13 protein-coding genes are annotated in these 13,410 nt (G+C 74.2%); 7 read left to right on the forward strand and 6 right to left on the reverse strand.

From position 1 onward, the window contains the following. Nucleotides 1-33 precede the first annotated feature (33 nt). A complete protein-coding gene (locus Voc01_RS12525) occupies nt 34-1,230 on the forward strand; it encodes a cytochrome P450 (protein WP_203927555.1) in 1,197 nt (398 codons plus the stop codon). Here Voc01_RS12525 and Voc01_RS12530 read toward each other — a convergent pair. Then, nucleotides 1,220-3,673, reverse strand: coding sequence for a glucosidase family protein (locus Voc01_RS12530; protein ID WP_203927537.1), 2,454 nt, complete (start codon nt 3,671-3,673; stop codon nt 1,220-1,222). The genes Voc01_RS12525 and Voc01_RS12530 overlap by 11 nt on opposite strands. 125 nt (nt 3,674-3,798) lie before the next feature. Continuing rightward, complete coding sequence (locus Voc01_RS12535; RefSeq protein WP_203927538.1) at nt 3,799-4,209, reverse strand: PPOX class F420-dependent oxidoreductase; 411 nt, start codon at nt 4,207-4,209, stop codon at nt 3,799-3,801. 50 nt (nt 4,210-4,259) lie between these two features. Between Voc01_RS12535 and Voc01_RS12540 the strand changes: the two genes are divergently transcribed. The 4 genes from Voc01_RS12540 to Voc01_RS12555 all read left to right on the forward strand — a co-directional run bounded on the left by Voc01_RS12540 (nt 4,260) and on the right by Voc01_RS12555 (nt 6,883). After that, a complete protein-coding gene (locus tag Voc01_RS12540) occupies nt 4,260-4,565 on the forward strand; it encodes a hypothetical protein (protein WP_203927539.1) in 306 nt (101 codons plus the stop codon). Further along, nucleotides 4,558-5,559, forward strand: coding sequence for a hypothetical protein (locus tag Voc01_RS12545; protein WP_203927540.1), 1,002 nt, complete (start codon nt 4,558-4,560; stop codon nt 5,557-5,559). Before Voc01_RS12540 ends, Voc01_RS12545 begins: the two co-directional genes overlap by 8 nt. A gap of 74 nt (nt 5,560-5,633) precedes the next feature. Beyond that, entirely contained in the window at nt 5,634-6,146 is a 513-nt protein-coding gene (locus Voc01_RS12550; RefSeq protein WP_203927541.1) for a hypothetical protein, read from the forward strand. A gap of 14 nt (nt 6,147-6,160) precedes the next feature. Then, nucleotides 6,161-6,883, forward strand: coding sequence for a class F sortase (locus Voc01_RS12555; protein WP_203927542.1), 723 nt, complete (start codon nt 6,161-6,163; stop codon nt 6,881-6,883). On the opposite strand, the gene Voc01_RS12560 is transcribed toward Voc01_RS12555, so the two are convergent. From Voc01_RS12560 to Voc01_RS12575, 4 genes are all read right to left on the reverse strand, one after another. Next, nucleotides 6,867-7,643 carry an alpha/beta hydrolase gene (locus Voc01_RS12560; protein WP_203927543.1) on the reverse strand — a complete coding sequence of 259 codons (777 nt, stop codon included), beginning with the start codon at nt 7,641-7,643 and terminating at the stop codon, nt 6,867-6,869. The genes Voc01_RS12555 and Voc01_RS12560 overlap by 17 nt on opposite strands. A 21-nt stretch (nt 7,644-7,664) precedes the next feature. Then, the gene (locus Voc01_RS12565) at nt 7,665-9,650 is read right to left on the reverse strand and encodes an FtsX-like permease family protein (protein WP_203927544.1); all 1,986 of its coding nucleotides are present in this window, start codon (nt 9,648-9,650) and stop codon (nt 7,665-7,667) included. A 116-nt stretch (nt 9,651-9,766) separates the two neighbouring features. After that, entirely contained in the window at nt 9,767-10,435 is a 669-nt protein-coding gene (locus tag Voc01_RS12570) for an ABC transporter ATP-binding protein (RefSeq protein WP_203927545.1), read from the reverse strand. Then, entirely contained in the window at nt 10,435-10,977 is a 543-nt protein-coding gene (locus Voc01_RS12575; protein ID WP_203927546.1) for a PadR family transcriptional regulator, read from the reverse strand. The genes Voc01_RS12570 and Voc01_RS12575 overlap by 1 nt, the downstream gene beginning before the upstream one ends. A gap of 135 nt (nt 10,978-11,112) precedes the next feature. Between Voc01_RS12575 and Voc01_RS12580 the strand changes: the two genes are divergently transcribed. Together Voc01_RS12580 and Voc01_RS12585 are read left to right on the forward strand one after the other, a co-directional pair. Next, nucleotides 11,113-12,015: an ABC transporter ATP-binding protein gene (locus tag Voc01_RS12580; RefSeq protein ID WP_203927547.1), complete on the forward strand. Its 903-nt coding sequence runs from the start codon at nt 11,113-11,115 to the stop codon at nt 12,013-12,015. Between the two features lie 70 nt (nt 12,016-12,085). Further along, complete coding sequence (locus Voc01_RS12585; RefSeq protein ID WP_203927548.1) at nt 12,086-13,279, forward strand: ABC transporter permease; 1,194 nt, start codon at nt 12,086-12,088, stop codon at nt 13,277-13,279. Nucleotides 13,280-13,410 lie beyond the last annotated feature (131 nt).

Below are 13,410 nucleotides of genomic sequence, written 5' to 3' on the forward strand. Positions count from 1 at the left end.
ACCCGGTTGCGCGGGTAGGCTCGACGCGTGTCGATGATCGTCCAGACCGACGAGGTCCTGACGCTGCTGGCCGAGCTCACCACGATGGTCGGCCGGGAGGACCCGTACCCGCGGTTCGACCGGCTGCGGCGCATCGGGCCGGTGCTGCGGGCCGACGACGGCGCGCTCGTGGTGACCCACCACGCCGACTGCGCCGCGATGGTGCGCGACCCGCGCCTGGGCCACATGCCGCCGGAGATGCTGGCGTTCCTCGGGTTCCCCGACTGGGAGGAGCACCCCGCGCTGCGGATGCTGTTCACCAGCATGCTCACGGCCGACCCGCCCCGGCACACCCGGCTGCGCCGGCTGGTGAGCTCGACGTTCACGGCGCGGCGGGTGGCGGCCCTGCGGCCGGCGATCGGGGCGATGGTCGACGACCTGCTCGACGGGCTCGCCTCCGGCAAGGCCGATCTCGTCGACGCGTTCGCGTTCCCGCTGCCGGTCAACGTGATCGGTGAGCTGCTCGGTGTCCCGGTGGCCGACCGGGCGCAGTTCAAGACCCTCGTGCGCGACTGGACCCGGATCCTGGAGGTCGTCGACGGCGACGTGCTGCGCACCGCCGACCCGGCCGCCGCGACGATCATGCGGTACCTCTCCGAGCTGGCCGACGAGCGCCGCCGCGCGCCGGGCGACGACCTGCTCAGCGCGCTGGTCGCCGTCGACGGGCTCACCGACGACGAGGTCGTCACGATGGCCGCGCTGCTGTTCGCGGCCGGGTTCGAGACCACCACCAACCTGCTCGCCAACAGCGTCGTCGCGTTGCTGCGCCACCCGTCCCAGCTGGCGCGCCTGCGCGACGAGCCGGAGCTGGCGGAGCCGGCGGTCGAGGAGCTGCTGCGCTGGGACTCCCCCGTGCAGATCGTCAGCCGGCTCGTGAACGAGCCGGTCGAGCTCGGCGGGGTGACGATCCCCGGCGGCGAACGCGTGGTCGCCTACCTCGGCGCCGGGAACCACGACCCCCTGCGGTTCCCCGACGCGTCCTCACTGGTGCTCGACCGCGCCGACAACGCGCCGCTGTCGTTCGGCGGCGGCATCCACTACTGCCTCGGCGCACCGCTGGCCCGGCTGGAGGCGCAGGTCGCCCTGCCGGCCCTGGTGCGCCGGTTCCCCGACCTCGCCCTCGACTGCGACCCGGTGCGACGCGACAGCCTCAGCATCCGCGGCTACCTGGCGGTTCCTGTCACCACCTGACCTCGAGCACGTGCCGGCCCTTCGTGGTGGCCACGCGCACCTCGGTGCCGCGGTTGGTGTCCACCGTGGAGTGGCGCACCGGCCGGCCGTCGAGCCGGACGTCCACAGTGGACACGCCGGGCGGGAGGACCGCTCCGAGCGCCACCTCGGCCCGCACCCGCACGTCGACCGCGACACGCACCGTGCGCCCGTTCCGCGACACCGCCACGTCGGCCGAGCCGCGGCCGAGCCGGATGTCCCGCGCCGACACGGTGGTGCGGCTGTCGGGGACGATCGCCAGCCGGCCCCGGCCGAGGTCCGGGTCGACGCCGAGGTACTGGCGCACGACCGGCCACAGCACCCCGTACGCGCCCCACGCCTGCAGCACGCTCGACCGGGTCAGGAAGCCCTGGTCGATGTTGGCCACGAAGTCGGGTGACGGCGCGATCTCCGGCATCGCGCCCGGTAGCTCCCAGACCGCCGGATCGAGCTGGATGCGCGCGTTGCCGGTGGTGTACCGGCGCTGCGCGTCGAGCCGGCCGTAGTTGCCCTCCGCCACGGCCATCACCGCGGTGTTGAGCGAGAACGTCGAGCGCTCCGCGGGCACGGTCGACACCACCGGGTCGCAGACCGGGCCGGGGTTGCCGGCGGGCGCCGACGTCGGCCCGGTTCCGGTGTGGAACAGGCCGAACTCGCCCGTATAGCAGGCCTTCTCGCGCTGGTCGAGGGCCTTCGTGGCGGTGTCCTTCGTGGACAGTCCGGTCTCCATGGGCGTCACGCCGGTCCAGTGCCGCTGGAACGTGCCGTACGAGTCGGCGTACGAGACGCCCCGCGGGAACCACCATTCGCGCTCGAACCGTCGCGCGCGCTCGTCGGCTTCCCGGGTCGCCCACTGTCTGGTCGCGTCGTCCTTCCGGGAGGCCGCGAGGTCGGCCAGGTCGCGCAGGCCGCGGATCGTGTAGACGGCGACGTCGAGCTTCTCCTCGGCCATCCCCGGCCGCTCGACGTTGCCCAGCCCTTCCGGCCAGCCGTCGCGGTCGGCGTCGAGCGCCAGGACGTACCGCATCGCCCGGACACTGAAGTCGTACATCTCGTCGCGGAACCGGTCGTCGCCCGACCAGCGCCACAGCAGCGCGACCGCGCTCGGGAACTTCGCCGACTCGTCGGTGTTGCCCGCGTCGTCGTTGGCGCCGAAGTACACCTGCCCGTCGGGGGTGACCTCGTGCACCACCTTGCCGGAGCGGGCGTTCACGAGGTCGCTGATGTCCCTGAGCGCGCGCAGGTGGTCCATCGCCGGCTCGAACTGTCCCGCGGCCACGGCCGCGAACGCGGTGTACTCGCCGTCGGTCGCGAAGATCCAGGGGTAGTCGGGCCACCCCGCGCCGAACCACCGCGCCCTCGGCACGGTGCCGACCGGCGGCGGGTTCTCCCGGCCCTCGTGGCTCGCGAACACGTCGAGGTCCCGGGCCTGCTGCACGGAGTCGGCGAGGTTCTGCTTCGACCACGCGACGCTGCGGGCGAGCAACGGGTCACAGGGGATGGCCACGGTCGTGTACGCGGCGACGGCCCGGCGCGACGCGATCTTGTCGCGCAGCGCCTTCGCCGGGTCGCGCAGCGCGGTCGCGAGGTCGGCCGCGGCGGGACCCGCACCGCCGTCGCCGCCGGCGACCGCGAACCACACGGTGTGGCCGTTCGCCGGAACGTCCACCGTGTACGTCAGCTCGCCGCCGGTGCCGCGGCCGAACGGACCGTCGTCGCAGCGCGGCGGCGCGGGATCCTCCTCGGGGCAGACGACGGCCGGTTCCCGCGGCCCGCGCATGCCGGCGCCGAGCCGGTGCCCGTCGGGGCGCCGGGTCGAGCCGACGAGCGCGGCGTAGCCGCCGTCGCGGAAGACGAGGTTGCGGCCGTCGAAGGCGCCCGTGTCTGGCCGGTTGGTGTCGCCGGCGCCCGGGGTGGTCCAGCCCCACGGGTACGCGGGGAGCAGTTCGGAGTGGGCCTGCACGGTGAGCGTCACGGTGCGCGCCGGTCCCGTGAACCGCAGCCCGATCAGCGCGGCCCGCGTGCCGTCGGGCGCGAAGTCGGTGCGCTCGACGCCCTGGGGGAACGCCATGCGCGTGTACCCGGCGCCGTTGGTGAACCTCGTCGCCGTCAGCCACTGACCGTCGACGGCGAACCAGATGCCGTCGAGCAGCTTCACCGGCGGCGTCCAGAAGCCGCCCATCTCCCCGCGGATGTGCCACCCGGTGGCCGGGTAGCTCCCGTCGGCCGCGCCGACCTGGTACATCCGGTCACCGGAGACGACCGTCCGCCGGTCGGCGAGCCGCGTGGTCTCCGACAGCTCCGGCACCACCGACGGCACCACCGACCCTGCCCCGCCGGGCGCGGCCCGGACCGCGCCCGGCATCAGCCCCGTCACGGTCGCGGTGATCGTGAGCACGGCCAGGAATCGGCGGGCTGGACCCATGACAGCTCCTCGGCGGACCGGCCGGCAACAGCTGATCCGTCGCCGAGGGGCGACGCCGACCGCCGCACCCAGATTGATCCCGCTCGAAGCGTCCCGCAACTCGTGGCGGGCGCCGGCCCGGTACCTCAGCCCTGGTACTTCGGGCCGGCCCTGGTGATCGTCACGCGGACCATGACCCGCTTCTCGCGGACCATCGCCGAGCGGTAGTCGTCCCAGTCGGGGTGCTCGCCGCTGATGCCGCGGTAGTAGTCGACCAGCAGGTCGAGGGCGTCGGGCAGCGGCACCACCTCGGCCGCACCCTCCACCAGCGCCCACTCGCCGTAGAACGAGTCGGGCATCACGCACAGCACAGCCCGCGGATCGCGGCGCAGGTTGCGGGTCTTGACCGCGGTCTCCCGGGTGCTGACCAGCACCCGGCCCTCCGGATCGACCCCGACCGTCACCGGCGACAGCTGCGCCCGCCCGTCGGCGTGGTACGTGCCGAGGACGGCCCGGTGGTTGGTACGCAGGAACTCCTGGGCAGCGGCGATATCCATGCCCCGAACCTAACGTTTGCGCGGGCCGGCGGTGGGGGCAGTCTCAGGACATGACCGGCCAGGCCGACGTCAGGTGGATCTGGATGGCCGTGGCGCTCGTCGTGGTCGCGGTGCCGGTGCTCACCGTGCTGTTCAACCGCGAGATCAGGGCCCTCCAGCAGCGGGTGGCCCAGCTGGAACGCCGCCCGGACCCGCCGGCGGCGCGACCCCGGCCGGACGCGCCCGCCGCCCAGCCGGAGACGCCCGCGGCGCAGCCACGGCCCGAGCTGCTGGACGTGCTGCGCACCCTCAGCGCGCTGCGCCCGGCCGAGCCGGAGTTCGTCGAGGAGTACTACGTCGAGGCCGACCGTGACTGACGACGGCGCCGTCCGCTACGCGGTGAACGTCGACCTGGTCTGGGTGCCCGATCCGCGGCTGCCCGACCGGCACGGCCGGCTGCTCCTGCGCCGCACCGTGCACCCGCGCTGGCCCGGCGTCGAGGCCGCGCCGGTCACCGGGTTCTGGATCTCCGCGCCCGGGTCCGAGGACGCGGTGCTGCTGGCGACCGACCGGCCACCGGCACAGCCGTGGAGCAGGATCGTGCTCGGCCAGCCGATGACGACCGTCGCCGCGCCGGTCCCGCTGCGGCCACCGACCGACGGTGACCGGCGCGACCTGCGCACCCTGCTCGGCCGCCCCGCACCGGCGGACCAGCCGCCCGCGCACACGACCCGGCCGCTGGTCGACCTCGACGTCACCGTGCGGGTCGCCGACGACGCGCCGGCGATCGAGCGGGCGCGGATCGCCCGGGCCGCCGCCGACGTGCTGACCGTGTCGCTGCGGCCGGCGGTCGAGGGCGCGCTCGCCGCGTTGCGGAAGATCGCCGGGCATCCGGGGACGCCCGCACCGGCCGGCGGACACGAGCGGTCCTCGCGGCGCAGCCACTGGTACCGGGAGGCGGAGCTGACCCGCGCCGTCTTCGCCGACCTCGAGCTCAGGGACGCGCTCGGCGAGGACGACGACGTGACCGTCGCGCGCTACCGCGGCGCCGACCGGCTTCCGGACCCGCTGCCGGTGCGCGCGGCCGGCGCGTTCGGCCGGTTCCTGCGCGGTCTGATGATCGTCTCCGCCTCCGACGGCACCGACCTCCTGACCCGCTCGCCCGCCGGCGCGGCCCTGCTGCGCGACGCCGCGACCGCCCGCGCCCTGGCCGGCGCGCTCGCGCCCACGACGGCCGACCACGATGTCGTCACCCTTCAGGGTCTGCTGCGTGCGGTCGCCGACGACCTGCCGACGGACTGGAAGGACGGCCGTGACCTGGAGCTTGATCCGGTCGGCGAGGTCGTGGCGGTGCGTGTCGACCGTCGGTAAGGAGGGTGTGTCTTCGCGGTCGGATGGGTACCCTGCGTGGCACGACCAGCGTCGATGCCGATGGGAGGCAAGCCGTGAGTGAGCGAGCCGCCCACCGTGGCCCGTCCAACATCAACCGAGCGGCGGCGGTGGCCGCCTCTGTCGTGTTGATCTTCCTGGTGCTCCTCCTCGCCGCGTACTGCGCCACCGCCGACGACGACGACACCGGCGGCGGACCGGCCCCCGGACCGACCGGCACGGCGTCCGTCTCCGGTTCCGCGCCGCCGGCGTCCGGCGGCGCGTCGGCGGGCGGTGGGACCTCCACCGGGGCGCCCGGCGGTGGCACCGCCTCCCCCGGCCCGGGCGGAGGCACCGCGACCGGCACAGCGGCGCCCGGCAACCCGAACAACCCCGACAACGGCAACGGCGGTGGCGGGAACGGCACCTCCGCGCCCGAGGCCGGCTCCACCCCGAGCGGGGCGCCGCGCACCGGCGGTGGCAGCGGCGAGGGCGTCCGCAGCCCGCTGCTGCTCGGTGGCGGCATCGTGCTGCTGCTGGCCGCGGCGGTGCTGCTGCTCGTGCGGATCTGGCCGTCGGTGCGGGTCTAGGAACGCAGACACCGATGACCCGCCGCCGGATCCTGCTCGACGCGCTCACCGTCGTGCTCGCGGTCGCCGGGGTCACGCTGGTGGTGATCGGCGGTGGCCCGCCGGCCGCCCGCGAACGCGGGTCGGCCACCGTGGCGGAGGCGGCGACACCCGGCGGCACCGGGCCGCCGGCCTCCTCCGGCGACGCCGCCCCTCCACCGCCACCCGGGCCGCCGGCGCCGGCCGCCGCGGCACCGACGGCCTCGACGTTCGACGGGGTCGGCCCGGCACCCCTCGGCCGGTCGGCACCCGTGCGGCTGACGATCCCGGCGATCGGGGTCGACACCCCGCTCCTCCCGCTCGGCCTGCACGCCGACGGCACGATCGAGGTGCCGCCGGTCGCCGGTGACGCGCCGGCGGGCTGGTACCGCAACCTCGCCTCGCCCGGCGAGGTCGGTCCGGCGGTGGTGCTCGGTCACGTCGACTCGGCCCGCGACGGGCCGGCCGTGTTCTTCCGGCTGCGCGAGCTGCGGGCCGGCGACCAGATCGCGGTCCACCGCCAGGACGGCCGCACGGCGGTCTTCACCGTCGACCGCGTGGCCGCGTACGCGAAGGCGGCGTTCCCCACCGGCGAGGTGTACGGCGGGCTCGACCACTCGGCGCTGCGGCTGGTGACCTGCGGCGGCGAGTTCGACCGCTACCGCCGCGAGTACAAGGGCAACGTGGTCGCGTTCGCCACACTCACATCGACGGCGTGAGACCGGGCAGCCAGTCGAGGACGGTGCGGATCTCGTCGTCCCAGAACTGCCACTCGTGCTCGCCGGGCCGGAAGTCGACGGTGAGCGGCACCCCGGCCTTCTCCGCCGCGGCGGCGAGGCGCTCGTTCGCCGCGAACAGGTAGTCCTCGGTGCCGCAGCTGAGGTGCAGGGCCGGCAGCGTCGCCGGGTCGGCGGCGGCCAGCAGCGCGAACAGGTCGTCCTCCGGCGGCACCGGCCCGTCGTAGACCCGCTCGAACAGCGACGCCCGGTCACTGTCCGAGCGGGCCAGGTCGACCGCGTCGACAGCACCCGACATGCTCGCCGCCGCCGCGAACCGCTCCGGCTGGCGCAGGGCCCACTTGAACGCGCCGTACCCGCCCATCGACAGGCCGGCGACGTAGGTGTCCTCGCGGCGGGTCGAGACCCGGAAGAACTGGCTCACCAGGTCAGGTAGCTCCTCGCTGAGGAACGTCCAGAAGCGGCCGCCGTGCCGCTCGTCGGCGTAGAAGCTGCGGTGCACGGCCGGCATCACCACGGCCAGCCCCAGCGGAGCCGCGTACCGCTCGATCGACGTGCGACGCTGCCAGATCGTGTGGTCGTCAGACAGCCCGTGCAGCAGGTACAGCACCGGGGCGCCGTGCTCACCGGCGGGCGCCCCGGTCATGCCGATCTGCGTGCGGGTCCGCTGCGGCAGGAGCACGGTCATCGACGTGCTCAGCTCGAGCGTCTCCGAGAAGAAGTCACAGTGGATCAGCGCCATCCCCCGAGGCTAGCCTCCCGCTCACTCGTACCGGACGGCGTCGAAGCGGGTGGCCCGGTCCATCAGCGGCAGCGTCACCAGGCACACGGCCAGGGCCACCAGCACCGCCGCCGCCACGCTGGCGAAGAACGCCGGCCGCGGCATCGTGAACCCGGGGTCGCCCAGGTACGCGCCCAGCAGCGCCACCGCCATCGCGACGAGCACCGTCAGCACCAGGGGCACGGCCGTCTCCAGCATGGCGATGCGGCGCAGGTCCGCCAGCCGCACCCCCGACGCGCGGAGCAACGCGAACGGGCGCCGCCGCTCCATCAGGCCGGCGACCAGCGCCACGGTGAGGCTGCACGCCGCGACCAGCAGCACGAACGCCATCATCAGCCACACGCCGCTCTCGACGCCGCCGAGCCGGCCGGCGTCGGACCCGCTGCGGTCGTCGTCGACGCGCGCGAGCGAGGACGGAGCGACCACCGCGGCCAGGGTACGGACGCGTTCCTGCGCGGCGGCCGACCCGTCGGTGGGCACGAAGACCGTGTGCACGGGCAGGTCGGGCGTGGGGGTGGTGAACCCCGTCGGGCCGCCCAGCTCGGTCAGATCCAGGTCGGAGACGGCCGGGAACGGGCAGCTCAGCCTGGTCACCCGGGCGAGGTCCGCACACCCGACGGCGAGCCGGCCGCCGGAGCCGGCGCGGGCGACGACGGCGCCCGGCGCGAGGAGCGGGCCGAGCGCGGCCTCGGATGCGCCGCGGACCTGCACCGCGACGACGCCGTCGCCGAGCACGGAGCGGTCGGGCGGGTCGGCCGCGGCCGCGCCGGCGACCGTGGCGACGAACACCGCGACCGCGACGCCGCCGACGGCGCGGAACGCCGAGTACGGGTCGGCGGCGATGCGCCGGGCGGCCACGAGCGTCGGCATGCGGCGGCTGAGCCGGGCGAGCGCGCGGCTGGCCCACATGCACACCCACGGGCCGGCGACGACCAGCCCGGCGATCACGGCGAGCGGCGAGTACAGGTTCAGCGCGTTGCGCAGCGACGACGGGTCCAGGTCGGCGGCGACCGCGACAGCCAGGATCCCCGATCCCAGGAGCAGCAGGCGCAGCGGACCGGGCGGGGTGCGCCGCGTGCGCCGGCCGACGCCCAGCGGCGTGACCTGTGCCCGGTGCAGCGACACCAGCGTCGTCAGCACGGCGATCACGGGCAGCCCGAGCAGCACCAGCGCGACCTGCCACCCGGGAACCGCGACGTCGGCGGGGGCGAACGGCGTGCCGGAGTGCAGGCCGGTGTCGGCGTCGAACGTCACGCGCGCGACGACCACCGGCCGCACCGCGAGGAACGCCAGCCAGCCGACGACGGCGCCGACGACCGCGGCGCCGGCAGTCTCGCAGGCGGCCAGCACGCCGGTCTGCAGGCGGGTGGCGCCGGCGAGCCGGATCGCGGCGAACCGCTGCTCGCGCCGGGCCGCACCGACCCGGGTGACCATCGAGATGAAAACCACGACCGGTCCGACCAGCAGGATCACGATGGTCAGGATCGCGATGCGCAGCACCACGGCCAGGTCGATCTCGGCGCCCGGTTGCTCGATGCCGCGGATCTCCATCGTTCCCGGCACGGCGCGCAGGTCGTCGGGCGCGCGGCCGACGACCGCCACCAGCTCGTCGGGCGTGGTCAGCCCGGCCGGCCCGATCTCACCGGCGATCCGGCCGGGGAACCGGTCGCCGAGCTCGGCGGCGGGCTCCGTGCGCATCAGCCGGGCCAGCGCCGGCGACGCGAACACCTCGCCGGCCGCGGGCAGACGCGTCATCCCGGGCGGCACCGGCGGTCGCGGCCCGAGCGCGGCCACGTGCACGCGCGTGATCTGCCGGCCCTCCCACCGGTCGGTGGCGGGCAGCCACAACGCGGGGTCGGGCGCCGTCGCCGCGCTCGCGGCCGTCGTCCGATGCCACGCGAGGCGGTCGATCCGCCCCTGCATCGCCGGCATCGCGGCAAGAGCGAACAACAGCAGTGTGACGCCCACCGCACAGCCGGTCGCCACGAGTCCCGTACGGGCCGCGGCCTCCCGGCCGCCCGCTAGCGCGAGACGTGTGCCGAAGCGGACGGTCCCGAACCGGACGGTGGCCCCGCCGCGGCCGGTCACGGGACACCGGCCGGCTGCACGAGAACCCCGTCGCGCACGGTGATCCGGCGGTCGGCGAACGCGGCGACCCGCGGCTCGTGGGTCACCACCACCACGCCCGCGTTCTCCGCCTTCGCGACGTCAACGAGCAGCTCCATCACCTCGTCGCCGGCGACGGAGTCGAGCGATCCGGTCGGCTCGTCGGCGAACACCAGCCGCGGACCGGCGATCAGCGCGCGGGCGATCGCGACCCGCTGGGCCTGCCCGCCCGACAGCTCACCGGGCAGCCGGTGACCGAGCCCGGCCAGCCCCAGCCGCGGCAGCCACCCGTCGGCGGCGGCGATGGCCGCGGTGCGCCGCCGACCGGCGAGCAGCAGCGGCAACGCGACGTTCTCCACGACTGGCAGCTCCGGGACGAGCTGGCCGAACTGGAACACGAACCCGAACGCGCCACGGCGCAGCCGGCTGCGGTCCCGGTCGGGAAGCCGGTCGACGCGCCGGCCGTCGAAGGACACCTCGCCCTCCTCCGGGGTGAGGATGCCGGCCAGGCAGTGCAGCAGCGTCGACTTGCCCGAGCCGCTCGGACCCATCACGGCGAGCACCTCGCCGGCACCGACCTCGACGTCGACGCCGCGCAGTGCGGGCGTCACACCGAAGCTCTTCCGGAGGCCGCGCGCGACCAGCATCACAGCTCCCTGATCTCGTCGGCTCTGATTTCCTGGGAGAGCGCCTCCAGGCGGCCCGCCGCGTGGTCGATCCAGCGCAGGTCGGCCTCGATGTGGAACAGCTGGTAGTCGGCCCGCAGGCTGTCCTGCAACGAGCTGCCGCGCCGGGCGGCGGTGAGCTCGCGCATCGCCGACAGGTGCAGGTCGCGCTGCGCGTCGAGGAACGCGTGGGCCGGCCGGCCGCTGAGCAGCGCCAGCACCACCTTCGTGAACAGCACCGCCTGCAGGTGCGGCTGCGGGGCCTCCGGTTCGGCCAGCCACTGTTCCAGGTCGGTCGCCCCCTCCGAGGTGATCGCGTACCGCTTGCGGTCGGGACCCGCACCCGCCTCGACGCCCACGATCTCGACGAGGCCGTCGCGTTGCAGCTGGGCGAGCGTGCGGTAGACCTGCCCGAACCGCAGCGGCCGGACCCCGCCGAAGCGCTTGTCGTAGGACTGCTTGAGGTCGTATCCATGGCGGTCGGCCTCCTCGAGGAGGCCGAGCAGTGCGTACGAGACCGTCATGCCGGCCGACTATACCCGGCGGGTATACCCGGTGGGTAGAGCCTTCGAGGGCAGGAACTTCTCGTCCTCAAGCCGGAGCCGCTTCGTCCTCATTGCGGAGGAGATGGGCCGGTGGCCGTGGATAGCCTGCCCCTGATGGCAACGCTCGAGATCTCACACCTGTCGAAACGCTTCGGCGACGTGGTCGCCCTGGACGACATGACCTTCGACGTCCGTGCCGGCGAGCTCTTCGGGTTCGTCGGCAGCAACGGCGCGGGTAAGACCACCACGATGCGCGTCGCGCTCGGCGTGCTCGAACCCGACGCGGGCGAGGTGCGGTGGGACGGCCACCCGCTGACCCTGGAGACCCGCCGCCAGATCGGGTACATGCCCGAGGAGCGCGGCCTGTACCCGCGCATGAAGGTCCGCGACCAGCTCGTCTACCTGGCCCGGCTGCACGGCATGTCGAAGAGCGACGCGTCGACGTCGGCCGACCGGTGGCTCGACCGCCTCGGCGTGACCGCCCGCCGCGACGACGAGGTGCAGAAGCTGAGCCTGGGCAACCAGCAACGCGTGCAGCTCGCCGCGTCGCTGGTGCACGACCCGCGGATCCTCGTGCTCGACGAGCCGTTCTCCGGGCTCGACCCGGTGGCCGTCGACGTGATGAGCCAGGTGATGCGCGAGAAGGCCGCCGAGGGGATCCCGGTGGTGTTCTCGTCGCACCAGCTCGATCTCGTGGAGCGGCTGTGCGACCGGGTCGGGATCGTCCGCAGTGGACAGATGGTGGCCGTCGGCCGGGTCGACGAGCTGCGGGCGGCCGGCCCGCGCCGGCTCGTGGTCGAGGCGCCCACGGCCGGGCCGGGATGGGCCGACGGGCTGCCCGGGGTGCGCGTCCTCGGGTCCGGCAACGGGAGGACGGAGCTGGAGCTCGCCGACGGCGCCGACGACCAGGCGGTGCTGCGCGCCGCGCTGGGCGCGGGGCCCGTGCGCCGGTTCGGCGACCGCCGTCCGACGTTGACAGAGCTTTTCCGTGACGTGGTGAGCGAGGGAACCCCATGAGCGAGCGTCAGCGAGCGAACCATCGACTCAGTGCCCGCGAACGCATCGCGGAACGAAGTGGAGCGATCGCGTGAGCGCCCCGGTGGGTTCGGGTGGTGCCGTACGGCTGGTGGCCGAGCGCGAGATCCGGACGCGGGTCGCCTCCAAGGCCTTCAAAATCACCAGCATCGCGACGGTGGTCGTGGTGGTCGGCTTCGTGATCGTCGCGAAGCTCGTCAGCGGCAGCGACTCCGCCCAGAAGGTCGGCTTCGCGCCGTCGGCGGCGGCGCTCGCGCCGGCGTTCGAGGCCGTCGCCGTCGCGGTCGACGCGGAGGTGACCACCAGCGAGGTCGACGAGGCGACCGGCGAGACGCGGGTACGCGAGGGCGACCTCGACGCGTACGTCACCGGCACGCCGGCCGACCTCCAGGTGGTGGTCAAGGAGGACCTGCCCGAGGACCTGCGCAACGCGTTCACCGTGCTCGTGCGTCAGATCACCCTGAACGAGGAGATCGCGCGCGCCGGCGGTGACCCGGCGGCGGTGGGCACGGCCGTCGAGGCGGCCTCGTTCGACCTGCGCACGCTGGAGCCGCCGCGCGACCACCAGGGCCCCCGGATCCTGCTGGGCATGATCGTCGGCGTTCTCGTGTACATCTCGATCCTCATGTACGGCAGCACCGTCACGCAGGGCGTCGTCGAGGAGAAGGCCAACCGCATCGTCGAGCTGCTGCTGACGTCGATCAAGCCGTGGCAGCTGCTGCTCGGCAAGGTGCTCGGCATCGGGGCGGTGGCCCTGGCCCAGATGGTGCTGACGTTCGGCGCGGGGATCGCGGCCGGTTTCCTGACCGACGCCTACACGTTCCCGTCGTCGATCGCGAGCGGCGTGGCCGTGTGGGCCGTGGTCTGGTTCCTCATCGGGTACCTGATGTACGCGTTCGTGTTCGCGGCGCTCGGCGCGCTCGTCTCGCGCCAGGAGGACGTCGGCGGCGCTACCGCGCCGGCCGTCATGCTGATCATCCTGCCGTACCTCGCCGGGGTGTCGATCCTGCCGTCGGAGCCCGACAACGGCCTCATGGCGCTGCTGTCGATGTTCCCGTTGTTCGCGCCGATGCTGATGCCGATGCGCATCGCCCTCGACGTGGCCGCCGGGTGGGAGATCGCGGTGTCGCTGGGCGTGTCGGTGCTGACGATCGCGGCGCTGGCCTGGTTCTCCGCGCGCATCTACCGCAACGCGGTGCTGCGCACGGGCGCGAAGGTCAAGCTCTTCAGCGCCCTCAAGGGCTAGCGGTCGGGTCGCAGGTTCGCGCGCAGTCGTGGATCGGGCAAGCCGACACTTCGGCCCGGACGGACCCCCGCCGCCACTGTCCGTCACCGCAAATCCGCCTACCAGGTATGTACCGGCCGCCTTGATCGTCG

Source organism: Virgisporangium ochraceum, from assembly GCF_016863655.1.
GTDB classification, from domain to species: domain Bacteria; phylum Actinomycetota; class Actinomycetes; order Mycobacteriales; family Micromonosporaceae; genus Virgisporangium; species Virgisporangium ochraceum.

Excerpts from the sequence above, each read along its gene's own strand:
- Voc01_RS12525 (WP_203927555.1), top strand. The coding sequence starts at position 34 with ATGATCGTCCAGACCGACGAGGTCCTGACGCTGCTGGCCGAGCTCACC.
- Voc01_RS12530 (WP_203927537.1), bottom strand. The coding sequence starts at position 3,673 with ATGGGTCCAGCCCGCCGATTCCTGGCCGTGCTCACGATCACCGCGACC.
- Voc01_RS12535 (WP_203927538.1), bottom strand. The coding sequence starts at position 4,209 with ATGGATATCGCCGCTGCCCAGGAGTTCCTGCGTACCAACCACCGGGCC.
- Voc01_RS12540 (WP_203927539.1), top strand. The coding sequence starts at position 4,260 with ATGACCGGCCAGGCCGACGTCAGGTGGATCTGGATGGCCGTGGCGCTC.
- Voc01_RS12555 (WP_203927542.1), top strand. The coding sequence starts at position 6,161 with ATGACCCGCCGCCGGATCCTGCTCGACGCGCTCACCGTCGTGCTCGCG.
- Voc01_RS12560 (WP_203927543.1), bottom strand. The coding sequence starts at position 7,643 with ATGGCGCTGATCCACTGTGACTTCTTCTCGGAGACGCTCGAGCTGAGC.
- Voc01_RS12570 (WP_203927545.1), bottom strand. The coding sequence starts at position 10,435 with ATGCTGGTCGCGCGCGGCCTCCGGAAGAGCTTCGGTGTGACGCCCGCA.
- Voc01_RS12575 (WP_203927546.1), bottom strand. The coding sequence starts at position 10,977 with ATGACGGTCTCGTACGCACTGCTCGGCCTCCTCGAGGAGGCCGACCGC.
- Voc01_RS12580 (WP_203927547.1), top strand. The coding sequence starts at position 11,113 with ATGGCAACGCTCGAGATCTCACACCTGTCGAAACGCTTCGGCGACGTG.